At 66.5% G+C, this 15,449-nt stretch carries 14 protein-coding genes and 1 pseudogene; 9 read left to right on the top strand and 6 right to left on the bottom strand.

Annotated features, from left to right (window positions below):
• A pseudogene (locus AC1DIO_RS30095) lies at positions 1-293 on the top strand (outer membrane protein); the annotation flags it as partial.
• Between the two features lie 260 nt (positions 294-553).
• Positions 554-1,186 (top strand): HAD-IA family hydrolase, encoded by a 633-nt coding sequence (locus tag AC1DIO_RS30100; protein ID WP_441492301.1) that lies wholly within the window; start codon positions 554-556, stop codon positions 1,184-1,186.
• A gap of 176 nt (positions 1,187-1,362) precedes the next feature.
• Here the strand turns inward: AC1DIO_RS30100 and htpG are convergent, their stop codons facing one another.
• From htpG to AC1DIO_RS30115, 3 genes are all read right to left on the bottom strand, one after another.
• On the bottom strand, positions 1,363-3,243 hold the full coding sequence (htpG, locus tag AC1DIO_RS30105) for a molecular chaperone HtpG (protein WP_476854519.1): 1,881 nt from the start codon (positions 3,241-3,243) through the stop codon (positions 1,363-1,365).
• Between the two features lie 201 nt (positions 3,244-3,444).
• Positions 3,445-5,622: a catalase/peroxidase HPI gene (katG, locus tag AC1DIO_RS30110; protein ID WP_476854520.1), complete on the bottom strand. Its 2,178-nt coding sequence runs from the start codon at positions 5,620-5,622 to the stop codon at positions 3,445-3,447.
• Between the two features lie 79 nt (positions 5,623-5,701).
• On the bottom strand, positions 5,702-5,836 hold the full coding sequence (locus tag AC1DIO_RS30115; RefSeq protein ID WP_441492304.1) for a hypothetical protein: 135 nt from the start codon (positions 5,834-5,836) through the stop codon (positions 5,702-5,704).
• Positions 5,837-5,927: 91 nt separating this feature from the next.
• Between AC1DIO_RS30115 and AC1DIO_RS30120 the strand changes: the two genes are divergently transcribed.
• The 7 genes from AC1DIO_RS30120 to AC1DIO_RS30150 all read left to right on the top strand — a co-directional run bounded on the left by AC1DIO_RS30120 (position 5,928) and on the right by AC1DIO_RS30150 (position 13,435).
• Positions 5,928-6,833: a hydrogen peroxide-inducible genes activator gene (locus tag AC1DIO_RS30120; protein ID WP_441508301.1), complete on the top strand. Its 906-nt coding sequence runs from the start codon at positions 5,928-5,930 to the stop codon at positions 6,831-6,833.
• 143 nt (positions 6,834-6,976) lie between these two features.
• A complete protein-coding gene (locus AC1DIO_RS30125) occupies positions 6,977-7,984 on the top strand; it encodes a LacI family DNA-binding transcriptional regulator (protein WP_441508302.1) in 1,008 nt (335 codons plus the stop codon).
• A 79-nt stretch (positions 7,985-8,063) separates the two neighbouring features.
• On the top strand, positions 8,064-9,347 hold the full coding sequence (locus AC1DIO_RS30130) for an extracellular solute-binding protein (RefSeq protein WP_476769885.1): 1,284 nt from the start codon (positions 8,064-8,066) through the stop codon (positions 9,345-9,347).
• 76 nt (positions 9,348-9,423) lie between these two features.
• Positions 9,424-10,272, top strand: a complete 849-nt coding sequence (locus tag AC1DIO_RS30135; RefSeq protein WP_441508338.1) for a carbohydrate ABC transporter permease — start codon at positions 9,424-9,426, stop codon at positions 10,270-10,272.
• Positions 10,269-11,075, top strand: a complete 807-nt coding sequence (locus AC1DIO_RS30140) for a carbohydrate ABC transporter permease (protein ID WP_441508304.1) — start codon at positions 10,269-10,271, stop codon at positions 11,073-11,075. The genes AC1DIO_RS30135 and AC1DIO_RS30140 overlap by 4 nt, the downstream gene beginning before the upstream one ends.
• Before the next feature lie 11 nt (positions 11,076-11,086).
• Complete coding sequence (locus AC1DIO_RS30145; protein ID WP_441508305.1) at positions 11,087-12,133, top strand: ABC transporter ATP-binding protein; 1,047 nt, start codon at positions 11,087-11,089, stop codon at positions 12,131-12,133.
• A 3-nt stretch (positions 12,134-12,136) separates the two neighbouring features.
• Positions 12,137-13,435: an MGH1-like glycoside hydrolase domain-containing protein gene (locus AC1DIO_RS30150; RefSeq protein ID WP_441508306.1), complete on the top strand. Its 1,299-nt coding sequence runs from the start codon at positions 12,137-12,139 to the stop codon at positions 13,433-13,435.
• A 125-nt stretch (positions 13,436-13,560) separates the two neighbouring features.
• Here AC1DIO_RS30150 and minE read toward each other — a convergent pair whose 3' ends face one another.
• From minE to minC, 3 genes are read right to left on the bottom strand one after another with little or no spacing between them, the layout of a single operon-like run.
• Complete coding sequence (gene minE / locus AC1DIO_RS30155) at positions 13,561-13,836, bottom strand: cell division topological specificity factor MinE (protein ID WP_441508307.1); 276 nt, start codon at positions 13,834-13,836, stop codon at positions 13,561-13,563.
• The gene (gene minD / locus AC1DIO_RS30160) at positions 13,833-14,648 is read right to left on the bottom strand and encodes a septum site-determining protein MinD (RefSeq protein WP_113516688.1); all 816 of its coding nucleotides are present in this window, start codon (positions 14,646-14,648) and stop codon (positions 13,833-13,835) included. The genes minE and minD overlap by 4 nt, the downstream gene beginning before the upstream one ends.
• 35 nt (positions 14,649-14,683) lie before the next feature.
• Positions 14,684-15,424 carry a septum site-determining protein MinC gene (gene minC, locus AC1DIO_RS30165; protein ID WP_476854521.1) on the bottom strand — a complete coding sequence of 247 codons (741 nt, stop codon included), beginning with the start codon at positions 15,422-15,424 and terminating at the stop codon, positions 14,684-14,686.
• Between the last annotated feature and the right edge of the window lie 25 nt (positions 15,425-15,449).

Below are 15,449 nucleotides of genomic sequence, written 5' to 3' on the forward strand. Positions count from 1 at the left end.
TCGCGGGCAAGAGCAACCGCAGCGCGGTCAACGCGATGACGCTGCAGCCCTTCGTGAACTACAATTTCCACGGCGGCTGGTACCTGACCTCGTMCCCGATCATCACCGCCGACTGGGAGGCCGGCCATGGCGACCGCTGGACGGTGCCGGTCGGCGGCGGCTTCGGACGGGTGTTCAAGATCGGCCATCAGCCGGTCAACGCGCAGCTCGCAGCCTATTACAACGTCGCAAAGCCCAGCGGCGGCGCCGACTGGCAGCTCAGGGCCCAGCTCCAGTTCCTGTTCCCGAAATAGCCCGGCGCCAGAAAGCCACGTCTCGCCTCCCGCCGCCGCCGGTTCGCGGCGGAGAAGTGAGTTCGCTCCGCTCTGCCGCGGGGCTCCGGATCGGACCCGCAACAGCGATGGGCCATGCACAGAACCCGGACATTGCGATAATGCCTCTGTCATCCACGACCACGAAGCGATACCGGACAAGCGGCGTCTCATTCGAATGAATGTCCTCCGCCGCCGCAGTTCGGGTTATCCCCGCAAACCTCTCACACTCCACTCCGGCCATGCCTCGCTACGCGCTCGCCATCTTCGATTTCGACGGAACGCTGGCCGATAGCTTTCCATGGTTCTGTTCGGTGCTGAACGAGACCGCCCGGCGATTTGGCTTTCGCGAGGTCCTGGAGCAGGAGAGGGACGATCTGCGTGCGCTTGGTAGCCGCGAGATTGTGGCCCATCTCGGTGTTCCCCTGTGGAAGATCCCCGCGATCGCCGCGCATATGCGCCAACTCAATGCGCAGAGCCAGGGCGAGGTTCGCCTCTTCGACGGTGTCGAACAGGCGCTCGCAAACCTCGCCCGTCACGGCATCAGGATCGCCGTCGTCAGCTCCAATGCGGAGGAGACGATCCGGCGAACACTGGGCCGGGCTGCGGAGCATGTCAGCGCCTTCGACTGCGGCGCCTCGCTCTGGGGAAAGAGCGCCAAGTTCAAGGCTGTTGCGAAGCGGCTGGGCGTCCCGCGGGAGCGCGCAATTGCGATCGGCGATGAGCTTCGCGACATCGAGGCCGCCCGCAAGGCCGGAATGGCCTGCGGGGCGGTGACCTTCGGCTACAACGCCCCTGCCGCCTTGCTCGCCCAATGGCCGGATCTGGTGTTCACGGATTTCGCCGATCTGCAGGCGCAGCTCACCAGCGCCTGAGGCTCATGCCTCCCGTGAGAGGCAGGTCAATCCAGGCGATTCAAAGTCGCAGAATTCGCTAGCAACGCCTTGGTTTTGCGCCCAAAAATCGCCTGACGCGGAAGCGTCGCCGGCGCCTTTCGCCTGGAGCCGAGAGGGCGTGCGCGCCGAACCGGCACGCACGCTGCATCCGGTTCCTACGAGGCCGCAAGGCCAAGCGCGACCAGCCGGCTCAGGCGCTCGGAGAACGCCTTGGCATCGGTGGGGCGCTCGCCGTCGAGCACGCGGGCTGTATCGAGCAGGAGGTTTGCGACATCCCTGCGCACGGCCTCGTTCTGCACGCCGGCCAGTCCCTGGATCATCGCGTGCCGCGGATTGACCTCGAGGATCGGCTTGCTTGCGCGCTCGATGCGCCCGCCCGCGGTCAAGAGCCGCTCGAACTGGCGATCCGGCCCGTCTTCCGCCGCGACCAGGCAGACCGCGCTGTCGGTCAGCCGGTCGGAGGCCCTGACATCGGCGACCTCACCCGCGAGAACCTCCTTCATCGCCGCGAGCAAGGCCTGCACCGCCTCGCTCGTCTCGGCGGAGGGCGGCGTCGCATCGTCGAGCAGGGGGATCAGGCTGAGATCGGCTGCGCCCTGCGTCACCGACTTGAACGGCTTGCCCTCGAATTCCGGCGCTCCCGAGACCCAGAAGCTGTCAACGGGGTCGCTGAGCAGCAGCACCTCGATGCCGCGCGCCCTAAAACCTTCGAGCTGCGGGGAGTTCGCGATCCGGTCTGCGTCGTCGCCGGCGATATAGTAGATCGCCGTCTGGTTCTCCCTGAGCGCTGCGACATAGTCCTTCAGGCTGCGTCGGCCGTCGCTTGCGGCTGTCGTCTTGAAGCGGGCGAGGCCGAGCAATTGGGCGCGACGCTCGAAATCCTCGTAGATCCCCTCCTTGATGACCGCGCCGAAATTCTCCCAGATCTTGGCGAAGCTATCGCCGTCCTGTTCGGCGAGCTTCGACAACTCGGAGAGGACGCGGCTGGTCACGCCCTTCTTGATCGCGCTCAGCAGCGGGCTGTCCTGGATCATCTCGCGCGAGACGTTCAGCGGCAGATCGGCGGTGTCGACGATGCCGCGCACGAAGCGCAGATAGCGCGGCAGGAACTCCGCCTCGTCGGTGATGAAGACGCGCTTCACATAGAGCTTGATGCGGCCCTTGCGATCGGCGTCGAACAGGTCGAACGGACGCCCGCCCGGCACGAAGAGCAGCGCGGTGTATTCATGGCGGCCCTCGGCCCGGAAATGGACCGTCGTGGCGGGCTCGTCATATTGCGCGGCGGCGCTGCGATAGAAATCCGTGTAGTCCTGCGCGCTGATCTCGTTCTTGGGCTTGGCCCACAGCGCCGCGCCGTCGGCCAGCGTGGTTGCCTCCGCGCCCGGCTTCTCGATCAGCGAGATCGGCACCGGCACATGGCCGGATTGTTCCCTGACGATGCGCTCCAGCGTCCAGCGCTCCGCATAGGATTTGGCATCCTCCATCAGATGCAGCGTCACGCGCGTACCGCGCAGAGGGGCATCATCCAGCCCAACGGGGGCGACGGTGAACTCGCCCTTGCCGTCCGACGACCAGAGCCAGGCCTCGTCGCTGCGGGCGCGGCGGCTGACGACCTCGACCTTGTCGGCGACCATGAAGGCTGAGTAGAAACCGACGCCAAACTGGCCGATGAGCTGTGCGCCTTCCTTGCCCTCGGCGGTCGCGATGCGCTCCATGAAGCCGCGCGTGCCGGAGCGGGCGATGGTGCCGAGCGCCTCGATCATCTCGTTGCGGCTCATGCCGATGCCGTTATCGGCAATGACGAGCGTGCCGGCCTCGGGATCGGCCGCGATCGTGATCGCGAGCTTGAGGTCGTCGCCGAGAAGCTCCGGCCGGGCGATGGCCTCGTAGCGCAGCTTCTCGCTGGCGTCGGCGGCGTTGGAAATCAGCTCCCGCAGGAAGACGTCCCGGTCCGAATAGACCGAGTGCACCATCATATGGAGCAGGCGGGAGACATCGGCTTCGAAGCTTCGGCTTTCGGCGGTCTGGGTTGTCATGGCTGCATGCTGTCTGGCTGGGGAACGCGGCCCATCAGATGGCTGGAATAGCCGGATCTTGCAAGACGGGGCAGGGGCCATCGACGTCAGGGGCGCCGGGCTCTCACTGACCCCTGGCCCGAAGTCGAGCCTKGCTCACGGGCAAGGACAGAGCTTCAGCAGCCGCCCGGGAGCGGCCGCTGAAGGTATTATTCGTCTGGATCAGACCAGATCGAAGCGATCGAGGTTCGTCACCTTGGTCCAGGCCGCAACGAAGTCCTTCACGAACTTCGCCTGCGCGTCCGAGCTGGCATAGACCTCCGCCAGCGCACGCAGCACCGAGTTCGACCCGAACACGAGATCGACGCGGGTGCCGGTCCATTTCGGCGCGCCGCTCTTGCGGTCGGTGCCCTCGAACACGTCCTTGGAGTCAGGCTTCGCCTTCCACTGCGTGCCCATGTCCAGCAGGTTGACGAAGAAGTCGTTCGTCAGCGCGCCGGGACGGTCGGTCAGGACGCCGTGGCTCGTGCCATCGACATTGATGTTGATCGCGCGCAGTCCACCGACCAGCACGGTCATCTCGGGTGCGGTCAGCGTCAGCAGCTGCGCCTTGTCGATCAGGGCCACCTCGGCCGGCACCTTGAGCGCCGCCTTCTGGTAGTTGCGGAAGCCGTCCGCCTGCGGCTCCATGACGTTGAAGGCATGGATGTCCGTCTGTCCCTGCGAGGCATCGGTGCGGCCCGGAGCGAACGGGACGGTGACATTCTGGCCGGCAGCCTTCGCCGCCTGCTCGACGCCGGCATTGCCCGCCAGCACGATCAGATCGGCCAGCGAGACCTCCTTGCCGCCGGTCGCGGCCAGGTTGAACTCCGACTGGATGCCCTTGAGGACCTTGAGCACATTGGCGAGCTGCAGGGGCTGGTTGACCTCCCAGTCCTTCTGCGGCGCGAGGCGAACGCGCGCGCCGTTGGCGCCGCCGCGCTTGTCGCCGCCGCGGAAGGTGGAGGCCGAGGCCCAGGCGGTGCCGACGAGCTCGGAGACGCTCAGGCCCGAGGCCAGGACCTTGGCCTTCAGCGCAGCCGCATCCTCGTCATTGATCAGGGGATGCTCGACGGCCGGCACCGGATCCTGCCAGGTCAGCTCTTCCCGGGGCACTTCCGGTCCGAGATAGCGCGAACGCGGGCCGAGATCGCGATGGGTCAGCTTGAACCAGGCCCGGGCGAAGGCCTCCGCGAAGGCCTGCGGATTCTGCAGGAAGCGGCGCGATATCTTCTCGTAAGCGGGGTCGACGCGCAGCGACAGGTCGGTCGTCAGCATGGTCGGTTTGCGCTTCTTCGACGGATCATGGGCGTCGGGGATGACGTCCTCCGCGTCCTTCGCCTCCCACTGGATGGCGCCGCCGGGGCTGCGGGTCTGCACCCATTCGTATTTGAACAGGTTCTCGAAGAAGTGGTTGCTCCACTGCGCCGGCGTCTGCGTCCAGGTGACCTCGATGCCGCTGCCGACGGCATCCGCGCCAAAGCCGCTGCCATAATTGCTGGCCCAGCCCAGGCCCTGCGCCTCGAGGCCTGCGCCTTCGGGTTCCGGTCCCTTGTGGGATTCGGGCGCTGCGCCATGGGTCTTGCCGAAGGTATGGCCGCCGCCGATCAGCGCGACGGTCTCCTCGTCGTTCATCGCCATGCGGGCGAAGGTCTCACGGATGAAATGGKCCGCCGAGAGCGGGTCGCCATTGGCGCCGGGGCCTTCCGGGTTGACGTAGATCAGGCCCATTTCGGTGGCGCTGAGCGGAGCGTCGAACGCATCGAGCGGGCGATGCGTCAGCCAGGCGGTCTCGGCACCCCAGTTGACGTCGAGATCCGGCTCCCAGGTATCGGCGCGGCCGGCGGCGAAGCCGAAGGTGCGAAAGCCCATCGTCTCCAGCGCGACATTGCCGGTGAGGATCATCAGGTCGGCCCAGGAGATCCGCTGGCCGTATTTCTGCTTGATCGGCCAGAGCAGGCGGCGCGACTTGTCGATATTGACGTTGTCGGGCCAGCTGTTGAGCGGGGCGAAGCGCTGCTGGCCGCGGCCACCACCGCCACGGCCGTCACTCAGGCGATAGGTGCCGGCTGCGTGCCAGGACATGCGGACGAATTGCKGGCCGTAATGGCCGAAATCGGCCGGCCACCAGTCCTGCGAGTCGGTCATCAGCTTGCGCAGGTCGTTCTTCAGCTCTTCATAGTCGAGCTTGCTGAATTCCTGCCGGTAATCGAAGGCCTGGTCCAGCGGATCGGACTTGGACGAGTGCTGGTTCAGCAGGTCGACGCGCAGTTGGTTGGGCCACCAGTCGCGGCTCTGGGTGCCGCTGGTCCCGTGAGCGACCGGGCATTTCCCGGCTCCCCCCTCAGTCTTCGCATTCATGATTCTCTCCAATTCACGTTACGCTGATTGCGCGTTTCTCGATCACAGGCGGGTCGGTGCCGGGGCAGGCGATCCGCTTTCATGGCCTGCCTGGCAGGCCTGCCAGCCGGGCGGCTGGAAACAGGGACATCGACGGGTGCCGGCGGCTGGACTGGGCCAGGTCGGCCACGAGCGGAACGCCACCGGTCTTGATCATGCGGGGCGGTCTCGGCATTGCCTGCTCCTCATCGTCGCAAGGAGCCTCTTAGCAAAAGGGTTTCATTATATTAATTCCGATTTTCTGATTGCGTCGATAAGCTAAGATTATGACGAACCTGACACTGAAACAGCTGCGTTATTTCGAGGCGCTGGCCCGCCAGCGCCACTTCGGACGCGCGGCGGAGAGTTGCGCCATCTCCCAGCCGGCCCTGTCGATGCAGATCAAGGCCTTTGAGGAGGAACTCGGCGCCGAACTCTTCGAAAGGGACCGGCGCCAGGTCCGGCTGACGAGTTTCGGCGAAGAGATCGCGCTGCGCACCAAGGACATCCTGCGCTCGGTCGACGAGCTGGAGGACTATGCGCGCAGCTCGCGCGGCGGGCTCGTCGCCAGGCTGCGCATCGGTGTGATTCCCACGGTCGCGCCCTATCTGCTGCCCGGCCTGATCGCCGACCTGACCGGCCTCCATGACGGGCTGGACCTCCATGTCCGCGAGACGCTGACGCCGAAACTCGTGCAGGAGCTGAATGAAGGCCGGCTCGACATGGCGGTCGTGGCGCTGCCGGTTTCCGAGCCTTCGCTGACCGAGGCCGCGCTCTTCACGGAAAGCTTCGTCCTCGTCCGGTCACGCGAGGACGAGGGGAAGCCAGCCCCCAATCGCGAGGATCTCCACGAAATGCGGTTGCTGTTGCTGGAGGAGGGGCATTGCTTTCGCGAGCAGGCCCTCTCGTTCTGCAACAAGAACCCGCGCACCATGCACCCGCGCGACCTGCTGGATGCAAGCTCGCTCTCGACCCTGGTGCAGATGGTCGATGCCGGCATGGGCGTGACCCTGATTCCGGAGATGGCAGTCGCGGTCGAGACACGCTCGGCCTCGGTCTGCGTGACGCGCTTCAAGGACCCCCAGCCATCGCGCACGATCGGCATGGTCTGGCGCAAGACGAGCCCGCTCGCCAAGCAGTTTGCACAGATTGCCGAGGCCGTGCGCCTCTCGGCCGCAGCCCGCCGGGCCTAGGCGCGAGCAACCTCAAGCCCGAAAGCGCGCCGCGCCGTCGCCGCAAGGCGTGACGCATGCCAAACTTGAATCGACTTCCCAAAACGTTTTGGATCGGGTTATCCTGAACGTGAGGCGCCGATCGTCCAACCATTGAGATGCCGATGAGCTCGTTGCGCGCGCTGGCGCAAACGCTGGGATTGTCGATCACCACCGTCTCGCGGGCGCTCGACGGCTATGACGATGTTGCGCTCGCCACGCGAGACCGCGTGCGGGCAGCGGCGGAGGCGGCCGGTTACCGGCCCAATTCCGCAGCCCGGCGGTTGCGTCGCGGGCTGACCGAGATCGTCACGATGGTGCTTCCGGCCGGGCCGGGCCATTTCAACGAGCCGCTCTATCTAGAGCTGCTGGGCTCGATCGGCGAACGGCTGGCGGAGCAGGGCTATGATCTGACCTTGATCGCCGCGCTGCCCGGCCCCGACGAGCTCAAGACCTATCGCCGCCTTGTCGACGGCCGCCGCACCGACGCCATCATCGTCGTCCGCACCCGCCGCGAGGATGCTCGCCTGCGCTACCTCACAGATGCCGGCTTTCCCTTCGTCGCGATGGGGCGTAGCGATTTTCCAGAGCCCTATGCCTTTGTCGACGGGGATGGCGAGGCCGCGTTCCACGATGCCGTGCTGCGCCTGGCCGCCCTCGGCCACCGCCGGATCGGCCATCTTGCGGCGCCCTCGGCCTTCACCTTCGCGCATCTGCGCCGGAGCGGCTTCGCGCTGGCCCTTCGCCAGGCTGGCATTTTCGGCGCGATCATCGAGGGCAGCGCCGACGAGGCCGGCGGCTATCGTGCGGCGGGGCTGCTTCTGGCGCAGCCGGCGCAGCCCACCGCGCTGCTCTGCGCGACCGACAGCATGGCGCTGGGCGCGATGCGCGCCATCCGCGAGCGCGGTCTCGTCGTCGGGCGCGACATCGCGATCATCGGCCATGACAACATTCCCGCCTCCGCCTTCTCGGACCCCGCGCTCGCGACGATGGAGCTGCCGATCGCCGCGACCGGCCGCCGCCTCGCGGAGATGGCGCTGGCGCGCATCGGCGGAGCCGATCCCCGCGACCTGACCGAGATCAATTCGGTCGAGTTCATTGCACGCGCCTCGCTGGGGGAGGCGCGTCGCTGATCCGATCACGGAAACGGCCAGGCGCTCGCAACCGGCCTTATCCCACGCAAACCAGAACAAGCGAGGCAGGGAGGACGATATGAAGACGCTCAACCATCTGGCATGCGCCGCCGTCGCGGCGGGGGCCATGCTTGTTGCACCCGTTGCGAAGGCGCAGGACCTCGTCTTCCTCTCGACGCAGCTGCGCCCGATCGACGAGGCGCAGAAGGTGCGCGAGGTCCTGCTCAAAGGCGCGCCGAAAACCACCTATGTGGTCGAGGAGCCGCCGCAATTTGCCGTGCGCATGAAAGCGGAACAGGCCGCAGGCAAGCGCACGATCAGCCTGATGGGTGCGCTGCATGGCGAATTGCAGCCGCTCGTGCCGGCAGACTCGCTCGACACGGTCGACGATATCGCGGCGAAACTCGGCGCGAGCGGCATTCCAGCCGGGCTGATGGAACTCGGCAAGCTCGGCACGCCCAATCAGCAATACATCCCCTGGATGCAGGCGACCTATGTCCTCGTCATCAAGAAGGCGGCGCTGCCCTTCCTGCCGGCTGGCGCCGATGTCAACGCGCTGACCTATGAGCAGCTCGCCGCCTGGGGCAAGGCGATCCAGGAGAAGACCGGCCAGCGCCGCATCGGCTTCCCGGCCGGGCCGAAGGGTCTGTTCGCCCGTTTCGTACAGGGCAATCTCGTGCCCTCCTATACCGGCTCGATGGTGACCGAGTTCCGCTCGGCCGCGGCCGAGAAGGGCTGGGCCGATTTCAAGGCGCTCTGGGCGACGGTGAACCCCAACGCCAACAACTATAATTTCATGCAGGAGCCGCTGATGGCCGGCGAGGTCTGGATCGCCTGGGACCATATCGCCCGCGTCAAGGACGCCCTGACTGCCGAGCCTGACCAGTATCTCGTCGTGGCGCCTCCGGCCGGCACCAAGGGCCGCGCCTATATGCCCGTCATTGCCGGGCTCGCCATCGCCAAGGATGCGCCGAACCGGGCCCAGGCCGCAGCCGTGATCGAGCATCTGCTCAAACCTGCGACACAGCTTGCCGCGGCGCAGGAGGTCGGCTTCTTCCCGGTCGTGGATGCGCCCCTGCCGCCCGACTTGCCGGCCGGCGTCAAGCTGCTCGCCGACGGCGTCGCCAAGACGCAAGGGGCGAAGGACGCGATCGTCGCCCTCCTGCCGATCGGCCTCGGCGACAAGGGCGGCGAGTTCAACAAGGTCTATTTCGACACGTTCCAGCGCATCGTGCTGCGCAACGAGCCGATCCGCGCGGTTCTCGACGCGCAGGCCGAGATCCTGCGCAGCCTGATGGTCCAGACCGCCGCGCCCTGCTGGGCTCCGGACAAGCCGAGCCAGGGCGCCTGCCCGGTCACCTGAGCTCAGGGTGAGCTGCGCTCCGGTCATCCCGGCCGAAGCGCAGCCACCCTGGAGCGCCTTGCAGAGGCCTTCGACCATGCTCCAGCCGCGCTGGCTGCCCTATCTGCTGATCGCGCCCTCGGTCGCCTTTCTTGCAGCCTTCTTCCTGGTACCGCTCGGCCAGACCATCCTGCTCTCCTTCGATGGCGGGCAGGGGTTTTCGCTCGCCAACTATGCCCGCATGGCGGGGGACCTCAATTTTCCGACCGCGCTGCGCAACACCTTCGCCCTCGTCGCGGTGGTGATCCCGCTGCAGGTGGCGCTCGCGCTCGTCATGGGGCTGATGCTGCAGAGGATGACGCGCGGGCGCGAGCTCGTACTCTGGATCTGGACGATCCCGCTCGGCGTCTCGGACCTTGCGGCCGGCCTCGTCTGGCTCGCGATCCTGCAGGATTCCGGCTATCTCAACACGCTGCTGTTCCAGATCGGCGTGATCAGCGGCCCGACCGCCTATCTCAACAGCGAGACGCCGGTCGCGCTGTTCTTCGCCGTCGTCCTGGCCGAGATCTGGCGCGCGACCGCGATCGTGCTGATCATTCTCGTCGCCGGCATCCAGCTCATCCCGAAGGAGTTCGGCGAGGCCGCCGACATCTTCGGCGCGAGCCCCTGGACCAAGTTCCGCAAGATCACCCTGCCGCTGCTGAAGCCCAGCCTGCAATCGGCGCTGATCCTGCGCACGGTCCTGGCCTTCGAGGTCTTTGCGGTGGTCTATGCGCTCGGCGGGCGCAATTTCCCGATCATCGTCGGCGAAGCCTATACCTGGCAGAACGAGAACCAGAATTACGGCGTCGCGGCCGCCTATGCCGTGCTCGTGATGGTGATCTCGCTCGCGGCGACGATCATCTATTTGAAGGCGCTGCGCGTCGATCCGGAGACGCAAGCATGAGCGCGCCCCGCAAATGGCTTTATGTCACGGGCGTGCTGGCGCTCTGCGCCTGGGTGCTGGTGCCGATCTACCTGATCGGGCTCGGCGCCATGGGCGGGCGGCTTGCCGTGTTCAAATGGCCGAAATCCTTCGCCCCCGGCGAGGCCGGCTTCGCGGCGCTCGCCACCTTCCTCAGGATCGAAGGCGTCTGGAACGCGGCCCTGAATTCGCTGATCGCCGCATCGCTGACCATGCTGTTCTCGATCCTGCTCGGCGCACCCGCGGGCTATGCCCTGGCGCGCTTCGCCTTCCGGGGACAGAGCGCCTTTCGCCTGCTGGTGCTGCTGACGCGCGCCTTTCCGCTGGCGATCCTTGCCCTGCCGCTGACCGTCATCTTCATCCGGGTCGGGCTCTACGACACGCCCTTCGGCGTCTCGCTGATCCACACGGCGCTGGCGCTGCCCTTCGCCGCGCTCGTGACTTCGTCGCTCTTCATGGGCATTCCCCGCGAATACGAGGAGGCGGCCTGGGTCTTCGGCTGTACGCGCTGGCAGGCCTTCCGCAAGGTGGTGCTGCCGCTGGCGCTGCCCGGCATCGCAGCTGCGGCGATCTTCGCCTTCGTCATCTCCTGGAACGAGGTTTTTGCCGCCTCGGTTCTGACCGTGCGCGAGCGCACGCTCACCGCCTATCTGCTGACGGTCCTCTCCGAGTCGCCGCTGCATTACCGCTTCGCCGGCGGCTTCATTCTCATCATTCCCTCGGTGCTCTTCATCTTCGCGGTCAGGAAATACCTGTTCGCGATGTGGGGCGTCTCGAGCAAATAGGGAGGAGACCGTTGGCCGGGATCCTGATCGATAAGGTCGCCAAGCAGTTCGGTAATGCGGTTGCCCTGCAGGAGATTTCGCTCACCGTCGAGGATGGCGAATTCGTCGCGCTGCTCGGCCCCTCCGGCTGCGGCAAGACCACGCTGCTGCGCATCATCGCCGGGCTGGAGGTGCAGAGCGCCGGCAAGGTCATGATCGGCGAACGCGACGTCTCCTCTCTGAAGCCGGCCCAGCGCGGCCTTGCCATGGTGTTCCAGAACTATGCCGTCTTCCCGCATATGACGGTGTTCGAGAATGTCGCCTTCGGTCTGCGCATGAAGGGCGCCGACCAGGCGCGTGTCGAGGCGAAGGTGCGCAAGGCGGCCGAGCTGCTGCATATCGAGCAGTATCTGGAGCGCTTTCCGGCCAAGCTCTCGGGCGGCCAGCGCCAGCGCGTCGCGGTGGCGCGTGCGCTCGCGGTCGAGCCGGCCGTGCTCCTGATGGACGAGCCGCTCTCCAATCTCGACGCGCTGCTCAGGCTGGAGATGCGGGCGGAGCTGCGCAGCGTCCTGCGCGAGGCCGGAACGACCACGATCTACGTCACGCATGACCAGACCGAGGCCATGGGCCTGGCCGATCGGATCGCGGTGATGCATGGCGGCCATATCGTGCAGATCGGCACGCCGACCGAGGTCTATTCGCGGCCCGCGACCCGCTTCGTCGGTGGCTTCGTCGGCTCGCCGCCGATGAATTTCGTCAACACGGTCGCGACCTCCGGCCAGGCCCGGCTCGGCGGGCTGACATTGGCATCGCCGGCCGACGGGCCGATCGTCCTCGGCTTCCGCGGCGAGGATGCGAAGCTGACCGAGACCGCCGGCGGCGTGCCCTTCACCGTGCGGGTCGCGGAGCCGATGGGTTCGCATCTCCTGCTCACCGGCAGGATCGGCGATGATCTTGCCCGTGTCGTCGCGCCGCCTGCTGCCCGGATCGCAGCGGGCGAAACGCTCGGCCTGGCGCTCGACCCTACCCGCATTGTCTGGATCGACCCGGAAACGGGCCGCACTCATCCCGGAGCCTGAGCCATGCTGTCGACCACACCTCCTTCGGACCGCGATGAGGCCGCGCGCGCCGTGCTGCGCCGCAATGACCGTGGCGGGTTCACCGTCCCCAATGGCCGCGTCTACCCGTTCCAGTGGAACTGGGATTCGGCCTTCGTCGCGCTCGGCTTCGCCACCTTCGATCTCGACCGCGCCTGGCGCGAGCTGGAAACCCTGTTCGAGGGTCAGTGGGACGATGGCATGGTGCCGCATATCGTGTTCCGCGCCCCGGCAGACGGCTACTATCCCGGCCCCGAGGCCTGGGGCATCCAGCGCCAGCCGCTGACGTCGGGAATCTCGCAACCCCCCGTCGCGGCGACTGCGGCGCGGGTGCTGCACGGGCTGTCCGGCCGCGATGCCTCGCGGATCCGGGCTCTCGTCCCCAAACTCTTCGCCTCGCATCGCTGGTGGCACGAGACCCGCGACCCGGACGGCACCGGGCTCGTCACCATGGTCCACCCCTGGGAATCGGGGCGGGACAATTCGCCGGACTGGGACGAGCCGCTCGCCAATGTCGTGCCGCAGGTCGATGTCGCGCATCTGCGCAAGGATCTCGGCCATGTCGATGCGTCCCACCGCCCGACGCATGATTTCTACAACCGGGTCATGACCCTGGTCGAGGAAGCCAAGGCCCTGCGCTGGGATGGCATGGCCGTGGCGCGCGGGCTCTCCTTCCGGGTCTGCGATCTCGGCATCCAGTCGATCCTGCTGCGCGCCGATCGCGATCTTCTGAAACTGGCGGAAGAACTTGGCTTCACCGAAGAGGCGGTTGCCCTACAGGGCTGGATCGCGCGCAGCGATACGGCGATGTCGCGGCTCAAGGGGGGCGACGGGCTGTATCGGTCGCTCGACCTGCGCAGCGGGCGGCTCAGCGAGGCCGTCACCTGCGCCGCCTATCTCCCGCTCTATGCGCGCATGGCGAGCCAGGAGGATGCGCTCGCGCTCAAGCGCCATCTCGCTGCGACCCGTGCCGCGGCCGGTTTCTCCGTCGCCAGCAGCGATCCGCGCGATCGCCGTTTCGATGCGACGCGCTATTGGCGCGGCCCGGTCTGGCTGATGATGAACCGGATGATCGCCGACGGCTTTTCTGCCTATGGTCTGACCGAGGAGGCCGGCCTGCTCCGGCGCGACAGCGGCGATCTCGTCCGGCAGAACGGGTTCTGGGAGTATTTCGACCCGCGCGACGGCACAGGATGCGGCGGCCCGGACTTCTCCTGGACCGCTGCCATGTGGCTCAGCTGGGCCGGATCGCAGGACGATCGTCAGGCCTTGACCGCGCTCTGAGCCGGGCCCGGGCGTGAGCCCTTTCGATGCGTGCAAACGCAAAATGCTGGACTATCTGATCGGATACGAGTTCCGGTCGGATGATCCAGCATGGCTGATGTCCCCGGGAGAGGGCGGGGCGGCCGTCAGGCTGCCTTCTTCGTCTTCTTCTCTGCGTCGAACGGGATCTCGATATCGACGGCGAGCGTCGAGACCTTGGCGCCGCGCTCCATCTTGACGCTGACCCGGTCGTCATCGATCTGCATATGCTTCGAGATCGCACGCAGGATTTCGTCGCGCAGCTTGGTGACGAGGTCGGAATCCCCGACCGAGGCGCGCTCATGGGCGAGCAGCACCTGCAGGCGCTCGCGGGCGGCGGGGGCCGACGACTGGGAGCGGGTGAAAATACGAAGGAACTTCATGCCGCTTTCCTTCCGAAAATCTTGCCGAAGAAGCCCTTCTTTTCACCAGGAATAGTTACCGGCAGGTTTTCGCCCTTGAGGCGGCGCGCAGCCTCGAAATAGGCGATCGCCGGCGCGCTGCGGCCATCGGCCAGGGTGACCGGCGAGCCGACATTGGAGGCGCGCAGCACGTCCATGCTTTCGGGGATGATGCCGAGCAGCGGGATCGACAGGATCTCGAGAACGTCGTCGACCTTCAGCATGTCGCCACGCTCGGCCCGGATCGGGTCGTAGCGGGTCAGCAGCAGGTGTTTCTCCATCCGCTCGCCTTGCTCGGCCTTGAGCGTCTTGGAATCGAGCAGACCGATGATCCGGTCGGAATCGCGCACCGAGGAGACTTCCGGATTGGTCACCACGATCGCGACATCGGCATGGCGCATGGCGAGCGTCGCGCCACGCTCGATGCCGGCCGGGCTGTCGCAGATGACCCAGTCGAAGGCCGATTTCAGGGCGGCGATGACCTTCTCGACGCCTTCAGGCGTGAGATTGTCCTTGTCGCGCGTCTGCGAGGCCGGCAGCAGGTAGAGCGACTCCAGCCGCTTGTCGCGGATCAGCGCCTGCGTCAGCTTCGCTTCGCCCTGGATGACGTTGACGATGTCATAGACCACGCGTCGTTCCGCACCCATGACGAGGTCGAGATTGCGCAGCCCGACGTCGAAATCGACGACCACGACCTTGTCGCCATTATGCGCAAGCGCTGCCCCCAATGCGGCGGACGATGTCGTCTTGCCGACGCCGCCCTTGCCCGATGTGACTACGATGACCTTGCCCATTGCACTCTCCCGCTTTCTGTGGATACGCCGTCGTTTCAGGCGAGTGATCCAACTTTGAATGTTTCGCCTTCGAGCCAGATCTGGACGGCCTTGCCGCGCATGTCGGGTCCGAGGTCCTCGGCCGTCTTGTAGAAGCCGTCGATCGCGAGCAGCTCCGCCTCGAGCTTGCGGCAGAAGATGCGCGCAGAGGCATTGCCCATCGCGCCGGCGATCGCCCGGCCCCTGAGCGTGCCGTAGACATGGATCGAGCCGCCGGCGACGATCTCGGCGCCCGATGCGACCGAGCCGATGACGGTGACGTCGCCTTCGGTGAAGATCAGCGACTGCCCCGAGCGCACCGGCTCGGTCACGATGATCGACGGCGTCGCCTTGACCGGCTGCGGGGCAGGGGCGGGAGGCTGCACGCCCTCGGCGACCTCGGCCTGCGGCGCCTGTTCGGCGGTCGGGGCTTCGATATCCGAGGCCGCGCGCCCGCCCGACATCGCCGGCGGCAGGTCGGCGCCGAGCAGCGAGGGTGGTGCGCCCTCGATGCCCATGATCCGCACATTGCGCTTGCCGAGCTGGCCGACGAGGTCGCGCAGCTGCGGCCGGTCGATATTCAGGCCCTCGACATCGACCACCACCGGCCGCCGCAGGAAAAATCCGGCGGACAGACCAGCCAGTTCGTCGAGCCGCGTCAGCCAATCCTCGAAGGGAAGCTCCGGGGTCAGCGTGAKAGCAAGATAGGAGCGCCCCTTGAGGCGGATTGGCCTAGGTTGAGTTAACACGTCAGTCATCTTGGTAAATTTTCAGTTGCCATGA

Source organism: Allobosea sp. 05T439 (genome assembly GCF_056396005.1).

Excerpts from the sequence above, each read along its gene's own strand:
- AC1DIO_RS30100 (WP_441492301.1), top strand. The coding sequence starts at position 554 with ATGCCTCGCTACGCGCTCGCCATCTTCGATTTCGACGGAACGCTGGCC.
- htpG (WP_476854519.1), bottom strand. The coding sequence starts at position 3,243 with ATGACAACCCAGACCGCCGAAAGCCGAAGCTTCGAAGCCGATGTCTCC.
- AC1DIO_RS30115 (WP_441492304.1), bottom strand. The coding sequence starts at position 5,836 with ATGCCGAGACCGCCCCGCATGATCAAGACCGGTGGCGTTCCGCTCGTG.
- AC1DIO_RS30120 (WP_441508301.1), top strand. The coding sequence starts at position 5,928 with ATGACGAACCTGACACTGAAACAGCTGCGTTATTTCGAGGCGCTGGCC.
- AC1DIO_RS30125 (WP_441508302.1), top strand. The coding sequence starts at position 6,977 with ATGAGCTCGTTGCGCGCGCTGGCGCAAACGCTGGGATTGTCGATCACC.
- AC1DIO_RS30130 (WP_476769885.1), top strand. The coding sequence starts at position 8,064 with ATGAAGACGCTCAACCATCTGGCATGCGCCGCCGTCGCGGCGGGGGCC.
- AC1DIO_RS30135 (WP_441508338.1), top strand. The coding sequence starts at position 9,424 with ATGCTCCAGCCGCGCTGGCTGCCCTATCTGCTGATCGCGCCCTCGGTC.
- AC1DIO_RS30140 (WP_441508304.1), top strand. The coding sequence starts at position 10,269 with ATGAGCGCGCCCCGCAAATGGCTTTATGTCACGGGCGTGCTGGCGCTC.
- AC1DIO_RS30150 (WP_441508306.1), top strand. The coding sequence starts at position 12,137 with ATGCTGTCGACCACACCTCCTTCGGACCGCGATGAGGCCGCGCGCGCC.
- minE (WP_441508307.1), bottom strand. The coding sequence starts at position 13,836 with ATGAAGTTCCTTCGTATTTTCACCCGCTCCCAGTCGTCGGCCCCCGCC.
- minD (WP_113516688.1), bottom strand. The coding sequence starts at position 14,648 with ATGGGCAAGGTCATCGTAGTCACATCGGGCAAGGGCGGCGTCGGCAAG.